This is a genomic window from Limnospira sp. PMC 289.06, assembly GCF_032350395.1.
In the GTDB taxonomy this organism is placed as follows: Bacteria; Cyanobacteriota; Cyanobacteriia; order Cyanobacteriales; family Microcoleaceae; genus Limnospira; species Limnospira platensis.
In genome coordinates this window covers 1-17,226 of record NZ_JARPLC010000070.1, presented here as the reverse complement: position 1 = coordinate 17,226, position 17,226 = coordinate 1, and the positions used below count along the sequence as shown (strand labels likewise).

Genomic DNA, 17,226 nt, shown 5'->3' with positions numbered 1-17,226 from the left:
CCCTAGGAGTTTAGGCTGTGATAGGTTTTGGTTAAATCTACACCACCAGCCTAAACCCAACAGCTATAGGAGATGCTATGGTTATAATTAAAGTATTACGGCTCGCTAAAATCGAGCTGAGAACCTAGCGCGTAAGTCAGTACCCTGCCATGCAGTTAGGTGGCTTCACGCTTTTTTTAGTAGCAGCATAGATATAGATCGCCATTTTCACTATTTCACTATTGATACAACCATACAACTAGAGAAACAGTAGAGAAATTCAGGTTAGGTTATGAATATTATTGCCAACTTACCCGGTTATCAAATCACAGAAGAGTTATATACAGGGAGTCGCACCCTAGTTTATAGAGGTATTCGTAGTAGTGATAAGCAACCTGTAGTTATCAAAATTTTACGACACGAATACCCTAATTTTAACGAACTTGTCCAATTTCGCCATCAATATACTATTGGAAAAAATCTCGACTTTCCCAGTATTGTTAAACCCTTAAATTTAGAGGTATATGGTAATAGCTATGCTTTAATTATGGAAGATGGTGGTGGAGTTTCCCTATCCCAATATTTAGAAACATCGCAAAATAAACATAGTAAATATCACTATTTTAATTTGGAGGATGTTCTGAAAATTGCTATTCAAATTGCGGAAACTCTAAATTATCTTTACCAAAATCGAGTAATCCACAAAGATATTAAACCGGCTAATATTCTAATTAATCCAGATACTAAACAAGTTAAATTAATTGATTTTAGTATTTCTTCATTACTACCTTGGGAAGCGCCAGAAGTTGAAAATCCCAATGTTTTAGAGGGGACATTATCCTATATTTCTCCAGAACAAACAGGTCGCATGAATCGAGGGATAGATTATCGAAGCGATTTCTATTCCCTGGGAGTTACCTGCTATGAATTGCTGACCGGAAAACTGCCGTTTAAATCGTCAGATGTGATGGAGTTAGTACATTGTCATCTTGCCAAACAACCCCGACCAATTCACGAAATCAACCCAAATATTCCTATAGTTATCTCAGAAATTGTTAGTAAACTGATGGCGAAAAATGCGGAAGATCGCTATCAGAGTGCCTTGGGAATTAAATATGATTTAGAGCAATGTTTACATCAATTACAAGAAACAGGTAATATTGAGAGCTTTGCGATCGCACAACAAGACATAAGCGATCGCTTTATGATTCCCGAAAAACTCTATGGTCGAGAAGCGGAAGTTCAGCAACTATTAGCCGCCTTTGATAGAGTCAATATGAATCAAACTGAAATGATGCTAGTGGCGGGTTTTTCAGGAATTGGTAAAACTGCCGTTATCAACGAAGTTCATAAACCCATAGTCAGACAAAGAGGTTATTTTATTAAAGGTAAATATGACCAATTTAATCGTCATATACCTTTGGCTGCCTTTGTGCAAGCATTCCGGGATTTAATGGGTCAAATTTTATCAGAATCTGATTCTAAAATCCAAACCTGGAAAACCCATATTTTGGAAGCAGTGGGAGAAAATGGTCAAGTTTTGATTGATGTTATCCCTGAGTTAGAACATATCATTGGTCCGCAACCACCCGCCCTAGAATTATCAGGTAATGCTGCCCAAAATCGCTTTGATCTACTGTTTCACAAATTCCTGCAAGTTTTCACTAATAAAGAACATCCCCTGGTGATATTTTTAGATGATTGGCAATGGTCAGATTCAGCATCATTAAACCTACTCAAGATGCTAATGCAAGAGACTCAAGGATATTTGTTAATCTTAGGAGCCTATCGAGATCATGAAGTTTCACCAGTACATCCGTTTATTTTAACAGTTAATGAGATCATCCAAACTGGAGCTACAGTTAATACAATTACCTTGTCACCTCTGCCAGAATTAGATATCAATCAGTTAGTAGCAGATACCCTGAATTGTCAATTATCTATAGCTAAATCCTTAGCTAAGTTGGTTTATCAAAAAACCCATGGTAATCCTTTCTTTGCTACCCAATTACTCAAGGCTTTACATGATGAAAATTTAATTGTATTTGAGCCATCCAAGTCACCATTTAAACCGGAAGTCAGTCAAGGAGGATGGCAATATGATATTGCTAAAGTGCAAGCCTTAACTCTCACTGATGATGTGGTAGAGTTCATGGCATTACAATTACAGAAATTGCCTAAAGATACTCAAGATATTTTAAAGTTAGCCGCCTGTATTGGGGCAGATTTTGATTTCAATACTTTAGCAATTGTTAGTCAGAAGCCAACCAATGTAACGGCTGTAGCTTTATGGAAAGCACTACAAGAAGGTTTAATCATTCCGACTACTAAAGTTTATAAATTTTTGGCTGAATCCGAAGATCAAGAAGTTTTGAATAGTGCAGCTAATCCTACCTATAGATTTTTGCACGATCGCATTCAACAAGCTAGTTATTCTTTAATTCATGACGACCAAAAACAAGCCACTCATCTGCAAATCGGACAATTACTACAGCACAATTTATCACCGACAGAAGCAGAAGAAAAATTGTTTGATATTGTCGGTCATTTGAATTTAGGTCATGGTTTAATAACCGATACCAAAGAACGGGAAACCTTAGCTCAAATCAACTTATCAGCAGCAAAAAAAGCCAGAAATTCTACAGCTTATGTGGCTGCGAGAAATTTTGTCGAAACAGGACTAGAGTTACTGGCTGCTGACTGTTGGCAAAGTCAGTATAAATTAACTTTAAATATTTATGTTTCTGCTACCGAAGTCGCCTACTTAAATGCTGATTTTGAGAGGATGGAAAAGCTGTCAACTATAGTGCTAAAATCTGCTAAATATATCCTTGATAAGGTTAAAATTTACGAGATTAAAATCAATGCACTAACGGCTCAGAGTCGGATGTTAGAAGCGATCGCTGTAGCGGACAATGCACTTAAAGAACTAGGAGTTGAGTTTTCATCCCAACCTGATGAAGCCTTAACCGCGAAAACATTAGCAACTATTTCTCAGCAACTAGAAGGTAAAAAAATTGAGGATTTAGTGAACTTGCCAGTTATGGAAGATCCAGAAACCTTGGCGGCTATGGAACTCTTAGGAATTTTGTTTGCTCCCATTTTCTTAGGAAATCCTACTATACTACCCTTGCTGGGGTTCACTATGGTTAATCTATCTCTGAGGTTTGGTAATGCACCTATATCAACCATTGGTTATGCAATTTATGGTATGGTACTTTCCGCATTTTTAGGAGAGGTAAAAAAAGGTTATCAATTTGGGCGAGTAGCCTTAATATTACTGGATAAGTTTAATGTCCGAAAATTAAAAGCCCTCACCTTACTGCTATTTGGTACTTTTCTTCAGCATCGTCAAGAACCATTAAGATCCGCCATTCCCACCCTCAAAGATGGTTATATGTCAGCCATAGAAACTGGTCAAATTCTCTATGCTGGTTATAATATATTTAACTACTTTTATGATAATTTCTTCGCGGGAGTGCGGCTAGATGATTGGGAACCAGAAATTGATAATTACTGTGTAGTTTTAGAGAAAGCCAAACAAGATTCTCCCCTGACCTACCTGAAGATTAAAAAGCAGATGGTGTATAATTTTAGGGAAATTGTCGATTCACCCGATTTATTGAAGGGGAACGACTACAATGAAATAGTGATGATTCCTAAGCATCATCATGATAATGAATTAACGGCTCTGGCTGTGGTATATATTTATAAATTGATTCTTGCTTATCTGTTTGGTGAATATCATAATGCTGAGGAATATATTTCTCAAGCTGACCAATATTTGATGGCAGTAGGGGGGACAATTTATATTCCGGTTTTCCATTTCTATGCTGGTTTAACCTATTTGGCTTTATGTTCCACAAATTCAAAAATTGACCAACAGCATAGTCTGGATATGGTCAAAATTCATCAGGAAAAATTATCTGAATGGGCAGAGTCTTCCCCCACAAATCATCAGCATAAAGTTGATTTGTTAGCGGCTGAAAAATGTCGATTATTCGGAGACAAAGCAGAGGCTATTGATTTATACGATCGCGCTATTACCGGAGCCAAAGAGAACAAGTATATCCAAGAAGAAGCCTTAGCTAATGAACTAGCGACTAAATTTTACCTAAATTGGGGTAAAGCTAAAGTTGCCGCTGGGTATATGCAAGATGCCTATTATGGTTATGCTAAATGGGGTGCAAAAGCTAAAATTGCCGATTTAGAAAAACGCTATCCTAAACTGCTGAACCCGATTTTACAACGACCTCGTGCTACTAATTTATTCAAGGAAACTATTGCCAGGGGTATGATGACTTCCACCAATACTTCTAGTAGCATTTCCGAAATCTTAGATTTAGCAACTTTGCTGCAATCATCTCAAGCTATTTCTAGTGAAATTGAATTAGATAAACTGATTACTAATTTGTTAAAAATAGTCATTAATAATGCTGGTGCTAATAAGTGTGTATTGCTGCTGAAACAAGATAATAAATTTAATGTGGTTGCCATATTAGAACCAGGAAATCCACCTAGAATATTGCCATCAATACCCCTAGAATCTAGTCAAGATTTGCCGATTAGTGTAGTTAATAATGTCAAACGTACTGGCAAGCCTTTAGTCCTGGTAGATGCCAGAATAAATTCCAGGTTTTATGCGGATACCTATATCCAAAATAACCATCCTAAAAGTGTTATCTGTATCCCCATTCTCAATCAAGGTAAGTTGATGGGAATTTTGTATTTGGAAAATAATTTAACTGTGGGAGCCTTTACGAGCGATCGCGTTGAGTTACTCAAATTTCTCTGTTCTCAAGCTGCTATTTCTCTGGAAAACGGGCGACTTTATGAGGAATCACAGAATTATAATCATCAACTGAAACAATATGTAGAAAAACTAGAATTAAGTGAAGCGCGTTATCGTTATTTAGCCACTGCTACATCTCAAATTATCTGGCTGGCTAGTCCTGAAGGAGAAAACCTAGATACAGTTCACTGGATTGCATATACTGGACAAACCCTGGAAGAAGTCAAGGGAAGGGGATGGCTGAACGCTTTGCACCCTGATGATCTCCCTCACACTACTAAAGTGTGGCAAAAAGCGGTGGAAACTAAGAGTTTATATAAGACCGAATACCGCATTCGTGGCGCTGATGGTATTTACCGTTATTTTGCTGTTCAAGGAGTCCCTATTTTGGCAGAAGATGGCAGTGTTAAAGAATGGATTGGCACTTGCACTGATATTGATGCGCGCAGACGTGCTGAAAATAAACTGCGTGAAAAATCTCAGCAGTTAGAGCAAACTTTACAGGAACTACAAACTATGCAACTGCAACTAGTGCAGAATGAAAAAATGTCAGCTTTAGGAAATTTGGTGGCAGGTGTTGCCCACGAAATTAACAATCCAGTGGGTTGTATTAAGTGCAATATTCCCCCCGTGATTAATTATATTAAAGATTTGTTAGGTTTGATTGATTTATACCAACAAAAATATCCAGATCCCGATGAGGACATTACAGATGAAATGGAAACGATAGAACTGGATTATATCCGAGAAGATTTGCCGAAATTAATTAGAGCAATGCGGGAGGCAGTGGGACGCATTCAAGACCTAAGTGTGAGTTTAAGAACTTTCTCCCGTGCGGATACCGATCGCCCTGTTGCTTGCAATATTCACGATGGCATTGATAGTACATTGATGATTCTGAAGCATCGCTTAAAAGCCAACCAGATGCGCCCAGAAATTCAAGTAATTAAGGAATATGGTAATCTGCCAAATATTAAATGTTATGCTGGACAGTTAAATCAGGTATTTATGAATATTTTGAGTAATGCTATTGATGCTTTAGATGAATCAAATAAAGGGCGAGATTATGGGGAAATTAATAATCAAATTTTGGTGAAAACTGAGTTATCAGGTGACGGAAACTATGCAAGAATTCGGATTCAAGATAATGGGGTAGGTATTAGTGATGCTGTGAAAGTTAAAATATTTGAGCATTTATTTACTACCAAAAATGTTGGTAAAGGTACTGGTTTGGGATTGGCGATCGCTAGACAAATTGTAGTTGATAAACACTCTGGGATGCTGGAAGTAAATTCGACTGTAGGTGAAGGTACAGAATTTGTGATTTCTATTCCTTGTTAATTGTTTCAGATGGTTGATGATTGCCAATTGTCCTATATCCCAGATATTTTTCGATGAAATTAAAGCAAAAAATCGCCGCCACCTATATCGCTACCCTATCCATTGCTATCACCGGAACTACTATCGGTTTAATGGTGGGTCATTACTATCAAAAAAAGGCTATAATCAACCGGGATGCTGTGGTTCAACAATACGCACTTCTGAACCACTTGCAAGTTAAGATATTGTACAACCGACCTGGTAAACAACTGTCTCCCTATCTGCCAGATCCAGAGGGATTTCGGGAAGCTATTAATGCCTTTATCCAAAGGTTAGATGAAATTAGTAATTTGCTAACAGAATATGAAAAACTTGCTCAGGATACCAAAACGCCTGAACTGGAATTACTATTTTCTGAATATCAGGAAACCGTGGCTATTTTTGCTGAAAGATTAAACATATTTGCTACAGCAGTAGAACGATTGAATTTTGCAGATAACCAAATACAAGCAGCACAGCAAGAGTTAATAGAACTTATCCAAAGCCCAGAATTTGCTGATTTTATCGGATTCCCCGACCAGCTAACTGATGTAACTAATCGTACTCAAGAACAGCTACAACTGGCGGAATTAGAGTTAGCACAATCCCAAAATTTTCGCAATTATATTGCTACCAATAGCCTGCTATTATCGGTAGCGATCGCATCTTTAGCCGGAATGCTTCTCAGTCGAGCGATCGCTCGTCAGGAATTAGCCAATCAAGCTGAACGCGAACGATTACAATTAGCTTTAGAATCTGCCAATATCCTCAGTTGGGAATGGAACCCACAAACCCAACAAGTATATTTTGATAGTCGTTGGAAAACCATATTAGGCTACCAAGATGATGAAATTAATGATTCCTTAGAATCATGGGAAAGTCGTGTACATCCAGAGGATATAGAGTTAGTTCATGAACAAATAAGAAAACACATCCGAGGTAAAATACCAATTTATGAAAATGAACATCGCCTGCGCTGCCAAGATGGTTCCTATAAATGGAATTTTGCCAGGGGGAAAGTGGTAGAGTGGGATCAGCAAGGAAAACCCATCAGGTTTATTGGCATTAATTATGATATTTCAGATCGCAAAGAAGCTGAAAATAAATTGCGTGAGAGTCAAGGAATTTGGCGAACTCTATGTGATGTAACTCCTGCGGCGATCGCCATGTTTGATACTCAGATGCGATACCTAGTCGCTAACAAGGCCTGGTATCAACAATATGGCTTAGAAAATCAAGAAATTATTGGGCGATCGCACTATGAAATTTTCCCCGATGTTCCTCAAAATTGGAAAGATATTCATAGCCGTTGTTTAACAGGAGTAACCGAGAAATCCGAAGCCGATTTATGGATGCGTGATGATGGAGGTTCAGACTGGGTATGTTGGGAAATTCGTCCTTGGATTGATCGGAATGGGAACATTGGTGGCTTATTGATGTATACAGAAGTCATTACCGAACGCAAAGCCAATGAAATCACCCTTTCCGAACTTAGTCAACAATTAAAAAAAGCCCAAGAAGTTGCCCATTTAGGTTACTGGTCTTTTGATATTACCACCCCAAAAATTAGTTGGTCGGAAGAAGTTTTTCACATTTTTGGCTTAGACCCCGACCAAGGAGAGCCAAATTTTGAGCAAAATCTCCAACTTTATCACCCCGAAGATCGTGACTTCTTTTTAGAGAGAGTTGCGGAAGCTAACCAAGGTATTCCTCAAAACTTTGATGCGCGTATTATCCGTCCTAATGGAGAAATTCGCTATATTAATAGTCGCATTGAATTAGAGTTTAGAGATGGTCAACTGGTGCGGATGTTTGGCATTGTCATAGATATAAGCGATCGCCAAACAGAGGAAGCCTTACGTTCTCTGCTCACCCGCACTCAACTGTTAAATCATATTAGCACAGAAATTCGCAATTCCCTCAACTTAGACACAATTTTACAAAATGCAGTTAATGCAATTTTTGTGGAACTGAAAGTAGATATTTGTAGCTTTGGTTGGTATAACAATCATTCTGATTCCACCATATGGGAAGTAGTAAAGGAGCAGAAAAAGCCGGAATTTGCCAGTTGGATTGGTCATTATCAGTTAACAAATTTTCCCCGGCTATTTGAAATGATAATTAAGGAAGAATTCTATAGTTTGGATATTAGAAAATCAGAAGATAAAGAAGAAGTGGATTTTTGTCAGGGTATGGGGATTACGCTTTATTTAGCCTTACCCATTCATACAGCCAGCAAAATCGGCGCTTTTGAATTAGGTCGTAGCCAGGGAGATGAACCTTGGCAAGACGATGAGATTGACCTATTAAAAAACATTGCTAATCAAGTGGCGATCGCTATTCAACAAGCCCAACTTTATCAAGAATCCGAAGCCAAAAGCCAAGAAATTCAACGTGCTTATCGAGAACTTCAAAATACCCAAATCCAGTTAATTCAATCAGAAAAAATGTCAAGTTTGGGTCAATTAGTTGCCGGGGTTGCCCATGAAATCAACAACCCAGTTAGTTTTATTTATGGCAACTTAACCCACACCTGTCAATATACCGATGATTTATTATCCCTACTCCAATTATATCAACAATCTTATCCAGAAAATCCCACCCATATTAACGATTTTATCCAAGACATTGATTTAGATTTTATTAAAGAAGATTTACCCAAAATCATTAATTCCATGAAAACCGGAGCCGAGCGAATTCGTGATATTGTCAAATCCCTGCGAACCTTCTCCCGCTTAGACGAAGCTGAATTAAAAGCAGTAGACCTTCATGAAAATTTAGAAAGCACCCTAATTATCTTACAAAATCGGTTAAATGGGAGAGCCGGAAATACCCCCATAGAAGTGATTAAAGATTATGGTTATTTACCACATTATGAATGTTATATTGGCTTATTAAATCAGGTATTTATGAATTTATTAGCCAATGCTATACAGGCTATTGAGGAGCGACAAAATTATCAAACAGACCCCGATTATGCTGGTAAAATAACCATTACTACATCTTTAGATTTACTGGCTATATTAATTTCCATTAAAGATAATGGCATCGGTATGAGTCCAGAAGTTCAAGGCAAAATTTTTAACCCATTTTTTACCACCAAACCCATTGGTCAAGGCACAGGCATGGGATTACCCACCAGCTATCAGATTATCACCCAAAATCACCGGGGCGAGTTAAATTTTACCTCAGTGTTGGGGGAAGGAAGCGAATTTATGATTAAGCTACCCCTGAGTTGAGATAGCCTCTGACAAATCCCAGATCCCCTTAATTCTCCTCAATCCCGCAGTCAAGACCCTATACTAATCACCATTGCTTATGGAGTTTTACCTTGAATATCTTATTTATGATTAAAACCCGACAGCGACGCAGCCTCCTGATGCTGTTTATAGCGGGTCTATGCTTCTGGTCTGCCATAACTACATTGCTACCCACCCTCCCCCTGTATATTGCCTATCTGGGGGGGACTAAGCAACAAATAGGCTTAGTTATGGGGGCTTTTGCCCTAGGACTGCTACCCTCCCGCATCGTCCTCGGTCCCCTAGCAGATAAACGAGGCAGAAAGCTAGTCTTGCTCATCGGGACAATAGTCGCGACCGTAGCACCCCTTGGCTATCTATTCACTGATTCTATGGCCTTAATGGCTTTATTAAGGGCTTTTCATGGCATCAGCATAGCAGCCTTTACCATTGGCTACACAGCCTTAGTCACAGATTTAGCCCCGGAAAACCGTCGCGGCGAAATAGTGGGTTATATGAGCTTGGTAGCCCCCATTGGTATGGCTATTGGTCCAGCTTTAGGCGGTTTTATCCAGGCGGGAATGGGTTATGGTCCTCTGTTTATCAGTGGTACTGTTTTTGGGCTATTATCACTTTTGGCAATTTCTCAGGTATTAGAAGCCTCAAGGAACCCAGAACTTAGCGACCAGTCGGAAGCGAAGGGATCACCCATAGCTAATTATCTCAAGCGCCTGGGAAGTCCGGCATTAAAAATCCCAGCCCTAGTTTTGTTGATGGTGGGGCTAATTTTCGGCACTTTAGTAACTTTTATCCCGCTATATATCCAAGATGCTGGGCTAAGTCTCAATCCCGGGCTATTTTATACGATGAAAGCGATCGCCAGTTTTGCCGTCCGTCTACCCATGGGTCGCGCCTCCGACCGCTATGGTCGCGGTATTTTTATCACCACAGGTCTGATATGTTATCTAGTTTCCATGGCCATCCTAACTATCGCCAATAACAATTTTGATGTTTTGCTGGCTGGTTTATTTGAAGGCGCAGCCGCAGGAATTACCATTCCAATGATGTTAACCCTAATCGCCGATCGCTGTTTACCCCAGGAAAGAGGCCAATTTTTCTCAATTTGTTTAGGGGGATTTGATTTAGGATTAGCCCTAGCTGGACCTATTTTCGGTTCCATCGCCGACGCTGTAGGATATCGTAACCTATTCACCATCAACACAGGTTTAGCCACCCTAGCCCTACTATTATTTATCACCCAGTCTAGTCGCAACCCGCGCGAATCTTTCCGATTTGCCCTTGGTCGTGGTAAAGATAGTTATGCTATTAACTGAGCTTTAACTGACTTTCTCAACACCGAACCCCTGGTATAATCATTACCATCAAGGATAAAAACATTGGCAATTTGAGTCACCGTGGAAGACCAACCTACCATCACCACAGAAGCACTACTACCAAAACAGCGCTGGCATATTTTCCCAGAACGCCCCGAAATTGCCCAGAGTCTATCTGAAACTACCGGGGTTCACCCTATTATTGCCCAAATCCTGATCAACCGGGGAATCGAAACCACAGAACAAGCCGAAGCCTTCCTTAACCCCCAATCCCAAACTCTCCCGGAACCTATGGAGGAGTTCCCTGACTTACCCAAAACCCTCCAATTGCTGCAAAATGCCATTGAAAATCAACAAAAAATTGCCATCTGTGGGGACTATGATGCTGATGGGATGACGAGTACAGCCTTATTAATTAGAGCCCTTTCTCAATTAGGCGCAGATATTACATCAGCAATTCCTAGTCGGATGCAAGAAGGCTATGGTATTAATAATCGCATTGTCGAGGAATTTCACGAGCAGGGTATCTCCATAATTATCACTGTGGATAATGGTATTTCTGCCGTCGGTCCGGTGGCTAGGGCGAAAGAATTGGGGCTAACTGTGATTATCACAGACCACCATGATCTTCCCCCCAAACTCCCTAACGCTGATGCTATTCTCAATCCCAAATTACTGCCAAAAATTTCCCCATATTATGGCTTGGCTGGAGTTGGTGTAGCTTATATATTAGCCCTATCCTTAGCTAAACTCCGAGGAGAAGTGGACAGTTTGCGCTGGCAGTTATTGGAACTATTTACCCTAGGAACTATCGCTGATATGGCTCCTTTAAATGGAGTAAATCGCCGTTGGATAAAACGGGGTTTGAAAATTTTGCCGCAGTCTAAAATTCCGGGAGTGCAAGCATTAATTCAAATAGCAGGATTGGCTAACCAACAGCCGAATTTAAACAATTCTACTACTCCGATGAAACCAGAAGATATCGGCTTTCGCCTCGGACCTCGGATTAATGCGATCGGACGCATTGGGAATCCCCAGGTGGTGATTGAACTTTTAACTACTGACCACATGGGAACTGCATTAGAACAGGCGAAAGAGTGCGAAGAAACTAACCTACTACGCAAAGAACTTTGTGCTGATATTGAACAGGAAGCTATTGATTGGTATGAAAATAGTAATATTAATCTTGAACAAGAACGGGTTTTAGTTCCCTGTCAAAAAAATTGGCATCATGGAGTTATTGGAATTGTGGCTTCCCGACTGGTGGAACGCTACGGAGTTCCGGTGTTTATTTGTACTTATGAAGATGAGGAAAATCTGCGGGGGTCGGCGCGCGGTATTCCGGAATTTCATGTGTTTGAAGCACTGCAATTTTGTCAAGATATCCTCGGTAAATTTGGCGGACATAAAGCGGCTGGTGGCTTTTCTTTACCGGCGGCTAATTTGCCTAAGTTTAAACAGCGCTTGAGTGAATTTGCTCATCAATGTCTGCAAGTGGAACATCTTCGACCTTTAGTTAATGTTGATGTTCGCATAAATTTGATGGATATTAACTATAAATTATATGACCAAATTGATAAAATACAACCCTGTGGGATTGAAAATAGTGAGCCGGTTTTTTGGACTCCTAAGCTGCGAGTTCTTCATCAAAAAATAGTGGGGAAAAGTCATATTAAACTAACTTTATCTCAAGATTTGCCACCGGAAATAACTATGGCTGTTTTACCTACTATATCTGCGATCGCCTGGCGGTGGGCTGATTATTTTCCCCTCCCTTCCCCCCTGGATTTTGCTTATAAATTACGGAAAAATACCTGGAATAATCAAACGGCGATCGAGTTGGAAATTGTGGGGGTGAGACTTCCGGAAAACCCGGTTCCTCTAAATCGCCGCCTGGCTGAATTTAATTATTGCGATCGCACTTACAAGTGTAATATAACTCCTATTGGAGACAACTGGGAATTAAGAATTCGCAACCAAAAGGGAGAGGTTCTAGCTATTCAAACTGGACAAAAAACCGGGTTATTAGGAATTAGTCGCTCACAAGCCAAAACTGTTGATATTTCGCACCCCTTTTTCATGAAATTAATCGAAGCCGCCCAAGCCGCCCTGGATGTTAAATTACCATTTTTTAATAATTAACCACCTGAAATCAAAGACCCTTGTAGGGGCGGGTTCCACTGTCAATTAAATTTCCCACAAATAACATTACTAAACCCGCCCCACCCGACCAGATAATTCATTATCGATTGTCCATTGTCCATTAATTCGCGCTTTGAGGAGATAATTGATAACTATTCAAGCAGAGATTAGATTATTATGCTATACCAAAAGTAGCGATAGCATTGATGTAAATTGATGAATCATAACACTATGACCCAAAACCCGCTTTTAATCGGAAAAGGACTTCCCCCCTTTGCAGATATTACCACAGATCATGTAGTCCCAGGAATCACCCAACTTTTAGAGGAACTAGAAACCACCCTTAGTCAACTAGAAGAAAACCCCGAACCCACCTGGTCAGGATTAGTGGAACCTCTCCAGGAACTCCAAGAACGTCTGGTCTGGAGTTGGGGTATAATTAATCATCTGATGGGTGTTAAAAATAGCCCAGAACTGCGAGAAGCCCATCAAACAGTACAGCCCCAAGTGGTTCAATTTATCAACCGCCTGAACCAAAGCCAACCCCTATACAAGGCATTTAAAGCCTTAGCAGAATCACCCGATTGGGATTCCCTAGAACCCGCCCAAAAACGGATTGTAGAAGCCACTATTAGGGATGCTGAATTATCTGGGGTAGGATTAACCGGAGAAATATGCGATCGCTTTAACGCTATTGAACTAGAATTAGCCGAACTTTCCACCCAATTTTCTAACCAAGTTATTGACGCAACCAAAGCCTTTAGCCTCACCCTAACCACCCCAGAAGAAATAGACGGTTTACCCCCCAGCTTACTCAGTCTCGCCGCCCAAGCCGCCAGAGAAGCCGGAGAAGAAAACGCCACCCCAGAAAACGGACCCTGGCGAATTACCCTAGACTTTCCTAGTTTTGGGCCGTTTCTTAAATATAGCACCCGCCGAGATTTACGCGAAACCGTATATCGCGCTTATATCAGTCGCGCATCCGAGGGAGAACTTAACAATTTTCCCTTAATTGAACGGATTTTAGAACTGCGTAAAGAAAAGTCAGAAATTCTAGGTTTTTCCAGTTATGCAGAACTGAGTTTAGCTAGTAAAATGGCTCCCGATGTCGCCGCCGTTGAAGAACTCTTAGAAGAATTGCGAACAGTTAGCTATGATGCAGGAGTTCAGGAATTTGAAGACCTTAAAGCCTATGCTAAATCCCAAGGAGAAACAGCCGACCTGAAACATTGGGATATTAGCTTTTGGTCAGAACGCCAAAGGTCAGAAAAATTTGCCTATACAGATGAAGAACTGCGCCCCTATTTTCCCCTCAATCAAGTTCTGGATGGCTTGTTTGGACTGGTGCGGCGTATCTTTAATATTACCATTACACCCGCTGATGGTTTAGCCCAAATTTGGCATCCTGATGTCCGCTATTTTCAAGTAGCTGATAACCAGGAAAATGCGATCGCCTATTTTTACCTAGACCCCTACAGTCGTCCCGCCGAAAAACGAGGCGGCGCTTGGATGGCTGACTGCATTAACCGCGCCAAAATCATCGAAGATGGCATCACTAAAATTCGCCTTCCCGTCGCCTATTTACAATGTAATCAGACCCCCCCTGTAGACGGAAAACCCAGTTTAATGACCTTCTCCGAGGTAGAAACCCTATTCCATGAATTTGGTCATGGTTTACAACATATGCTGACCACCGTTGATTATCCCGGTGCATCCGGTATTAATAATGTAGAGTGGGATGCAGTGGAATTACCCAGCCAATTTATGGAAAACTGGTGTTATGATCGCTCTACATTATTTGGGATGGCTAAACATTACGAAAACGGGGAAACTCTCCCAGAACATTATTACCAAAAAATACTCGCCTCTCGCAATTATATGAGTGGTACAGCCATGTTACGACAAATTCATTTTTCCTCTGTAGATTTGGAATTACACCACCGTTACCAACCCGGTGGTAAAGAAACTGTCAATGATGTACGTCAACGCATTGCGGCTCAAACCACGGTTTTACCACCTCTTCCCGAAGACGCATTTTTATGTAGTTTCGGTCATATTTTTGCCGGAGGATATGCCGCCGGATATTACAGCTACAAATGGGCTGAAGTTCTCAGCGCCGACGCTTTTGCCGCCTTTGAGGAAGCTGGATTAGATAATGATTCCGCCGTGGTTTCTATTGGGGAAAAATTCCGCAATACGGTATTAGCTCTGGGCGGAAGTTTGCACCCTATGGAAGTCTTTAAATCTTTCCGAGGACGAGAACCTAGTACCAAACCATTACTGATTCATTCGGGGTTAGTTACCGCTAGTTAAAATCAGCTTAGTCTCCCGGAAAATTGGTGCGTCAGATACCTATGACGCACCCCCAAAAAATGGACAACTACAATATTTATAGGGCTGTATTTTCATCGGGAATCGAACCATCTGGCATAATTGTACCTTCTAAAAGAACACCCCGTAAATTAGCATTAACTAAATTAGCCCCTTCTAAGTTAGCGTGACTGAGATTAGTAGGTTTTTGAAATTCTCGGAAATAGAAACTATGCAGGTCAGCTTCCCTCAAATTACTATCAGCTAAATTAGCATATTCTAAGTTGGCACTTTGTAAACTAGCCTGCTGTAAATCAGCACTAATTAGGTTGGCTCCCCAGAGTGTGGCTTCGATTAAATTAGCACTGGTTAAATTAGCTCCCTGTAAATCAGCTAAGGTTAAATTAGCTTTTAATAGTTCGGAGTTACTGAGATTAGCACTCATTAAATTAGCATGATTGAGGTCGGCTTCAAAAAGTTTGGCTCCCTGTAAATTAGCCCCCTGTAATTTGGCTCCACCTAGTCGCGCTCTCTGTAATATAGCATTTTGTAAATTGGCTCCTTGTAAATTGGCCCTAGTTAGGTTAGCACCAGTCAGATCAAGTTCTTGGAGATCAGCACCCTGTAGATCACACACTTTCCACAAGAATGAGACACAGACATTCTGTTTAAGTAAGCGATCGCGATCAGATAAATTGGCAGCATTGACGGGGGTCATCAATCCCCAGGTCAGTGCAATACAGAGTAGAATTGATATTGCCAATTTTCGCAGTTTCATTATCCTTAAATTAAATAGATCATTACATTCTATGATAACGTTTATGTGTATAACATAACCGGAAGTGCGATCGCCAGAATTATCATAATTATTAATCCACCCAGGAGGGTTATGATTAAGGAAAGCTAAATTGCAGGTGCCTATACTAATGTCAAACCAAGTGTCAAAGCAAATATCCCCTAGTTCCAACTCTTCTAACTCCTTTGAATCCCAAGTTTCCCCCTGGTTAACCCCTCTAACTTACTTGATCATGGGTCGAATTTTCATGCCTCTATATTTCCAAAAAATTGAAGTAGAGGGTCAAGAGCATATTCCAGCCGAAGGACCAGTAATTTTAGCCCCCACCCACCGTTCGCGATGGGACCCCCTCGTCCTAGGCTACGTTGCGGGAAGGTCAGTTACAGGGCGAGATTTGCGATCGATGGTTTTATCGGAGCAAACCCAAGGACTCCAGGGGTGGTTTGTCAAAAAGTTGGGAGGATTTCCCGTTAATCGCGAAAATCCAGGAACCGCCAGCATTAGATATAGTGTCGAACTTCTCCAAAATCAGGAAATGTTGGTGCTGTTTCCAGAGGGACATATTTTTCAAGATAATCAAATTCACCCGATTAAATCAGGTGTAGCCAGAATTGCACTACAAGCGATCGCTAATCAACCCAATTGTAAGTTACCAATTATTCCCATCGCCATTGGTTATGATCGACAACCTCCCATTTCTAAAGGAACGCGAGTTAAGGTAAAAATTGGCGATCCCATTTGGGTTTACACAGAAGATGGTGAATCAAAAAAAACAGCCACCAAAAGGATTACAGCTAATTTAGAACAGGCTTTAAAAATACTTTTTTCTGACTCCCTACAGACTAGCCACAACCGCCCGTAGATTGGGATATAATGCTAATATGTTCGACAATGTTTGTAAGTTCCTAGCTGAGACGTTTCCGGCGGATTTAGCCCAGTGGTTATTGGGAGAACCGATTCCCCTAACTGAACTCAGCCCGTCGGAACTTTCCCTAGAACCAATTCGGGCTGATAGTCTGATCTTGCTGAAATCAGAGGGAGTCATCCTTCATCTGGAATTTCAGACGCAACCGGACCCAACTATTCCGTTTCGGATGTTGGATTATTGGGTGCGGGTCTATCGTCGTTTCCCAGAGTGCCAAATGCGGCAAGTGGTGATTTATTTAAGGGAAAGTTCCTCGGATTTAGTCTACCAAACCCAGCTAGAAATAGCTCAAACTCGCCATAAATTTCAGGTAATTAGACTCTGGGAAGAATCTGTAGATACGTTTATAA

At 40.6% G+C, this 17,226-nt stretch carries 8 protein-coding genes; 7 read left to right on the top strand and 1 reads right to left on the bottom strand.

Going from position 1 to position 17,226, the window contains the following annotated elements; all coding sequences use genetic code 11:
- The first annotated feature begins 271 nt into the window (after positions 1-271).
- The 5 genes from P5674_RS14960 (at position 272) to P5674_RS14940 (ending at position 15,158) form a co-directional block, all read left to right on the top strand.
- A complete protein-coding gene (locus tag P5674_RS14960) occupies positions 272-6,112 on the top strand; it encodes an AAA family ATPase (RefSeq protein ID WP_315670070.1) in 5,841 nt (1,946 codons plus the stop codon).
- A 53-nt stretch (positions 6,113-6,165) separates the two neighbouring features.
- On the top strand, positions 6,166-9,369 hold the full coding sequence (locus P5674_RS14955; RefSeq protein ID WP_315670069.1) for a PAS domain-containing protein: 3,204 nt from the start codon (positions 6,166-6,168) through the stop codon (positions 9,367-9,369).
- Positions 9,370-9,476: 107 nt separating this feature from the next.
- Positions 9,477-10,703: an MFS transporter gene (locus P5674_RS14950; protein ID WP_006619300.1), complete on the top strand. Its 1,227-nt coding sequence runs from the start codon at positions 9,477-9,479 to the stop codon at positions 10,701-10,703.
- An 81-nt stretch (positions 10,704-10,784) separates the two neighbouring features.
- Entirely contained in the window at positions 10,785-12,845 is a 2,061-nt protein-coding gene (gene recJ, locus P5674_RS14945) for a single-stranded-DNA-specific exonuclease RecJ (protein ID WP_014274645.1), read from the top strand.
- Between the two features lie 216 nt (positions 12,846-13,061).
- On the top strand, positions 13,062-15,158 hold the full coding sequence (locus P5674_RS14940) for a M3 family metallopeptidase (RefSeq protein ID WP_006619302.1): 2,097 nt from the start codon (positions 13,062-13,064) through the stop codon (positions 15,156-15,158).
- Positions 15,159-15,234: 76 nt separating this feature from the next.
- On the opposite strand, the gene P5674_RS14935 is transcribed toward P5674_RS14940, so the two are convergent.
- Positions 15,235-16,122, bottom strand: coding sequence for a pentapeptide repeat-containing protein (locus P5674_RS14935; RefSeq protein WP_231852105.1), 888 nt, complete (start codon positions 16,120-16,122; stop codon positions 15,235-15,237).
- On the opposite strand from P5674_RS14935, the gene P5674_RS14930 reads away from it, so the two are divergent.
- Complete coding sequence (locus P5674_RS14930; RefSeq protein WP_014274647.1) at positions 16,082-16,813, top strand: lysophospholipid acyltransferase family protein; 732 nt, start codon at positions 16,082-16,084, stop codon at positions 16,811-16,813. The two genes, P5674_RS14935 and P5674_RS14930, sit on opposite strands and share 41 nt — an antisense overlap.
- A gap of 19 nt (positions 16,814-16,832) precedes the next feature.
- Positions 16,833-17,226: Rpn family recombination-promoting nuclease/putative transposase (locus P5674_RS14925; RefSeq protein WP_315670068.1), on the top strand; the 394-nt coding region annotated here is incomplete at its 3' end.

Bases quoted from the DNA above. Each gene is read 5' to 3' on its own strand.
- P5674_RS14960 (WP_315670070.1), top strand. From the start codon at position 272: ATGAATATTATTGCCAACTTACCCGGTTATCAAATCACAGAAGAGTTA.
- P5674_RS14955 (WP_315670069.1), top strand. From the start codon at position 6,166: ATGAAATTAAAGCAAAAAATCGCCGCCACCTATATCGCTACCCTATCC.
- P5674_RS14950 (WP_006619300.1), top strand. From the start codon at position 9,477: ATGATTAAAACCCGACAGCGACGCAGCCTCCTGATGCTGTTTATAGCG.
- P5674_RS14940 (WP_006619302.1), top strand. From the start codon at position 13,062: ATGAATCATAACACTATGACCCAAAACCCGCTTTTAATCGGAAAAGGA.
- P5674_RS14930 (WP_014274647.1), top strand. From the start codon at position 16,082: ATGTCAAACCAAGTGTCAAAGCAAATATCCCCTAGTTCCAACTCTTCT.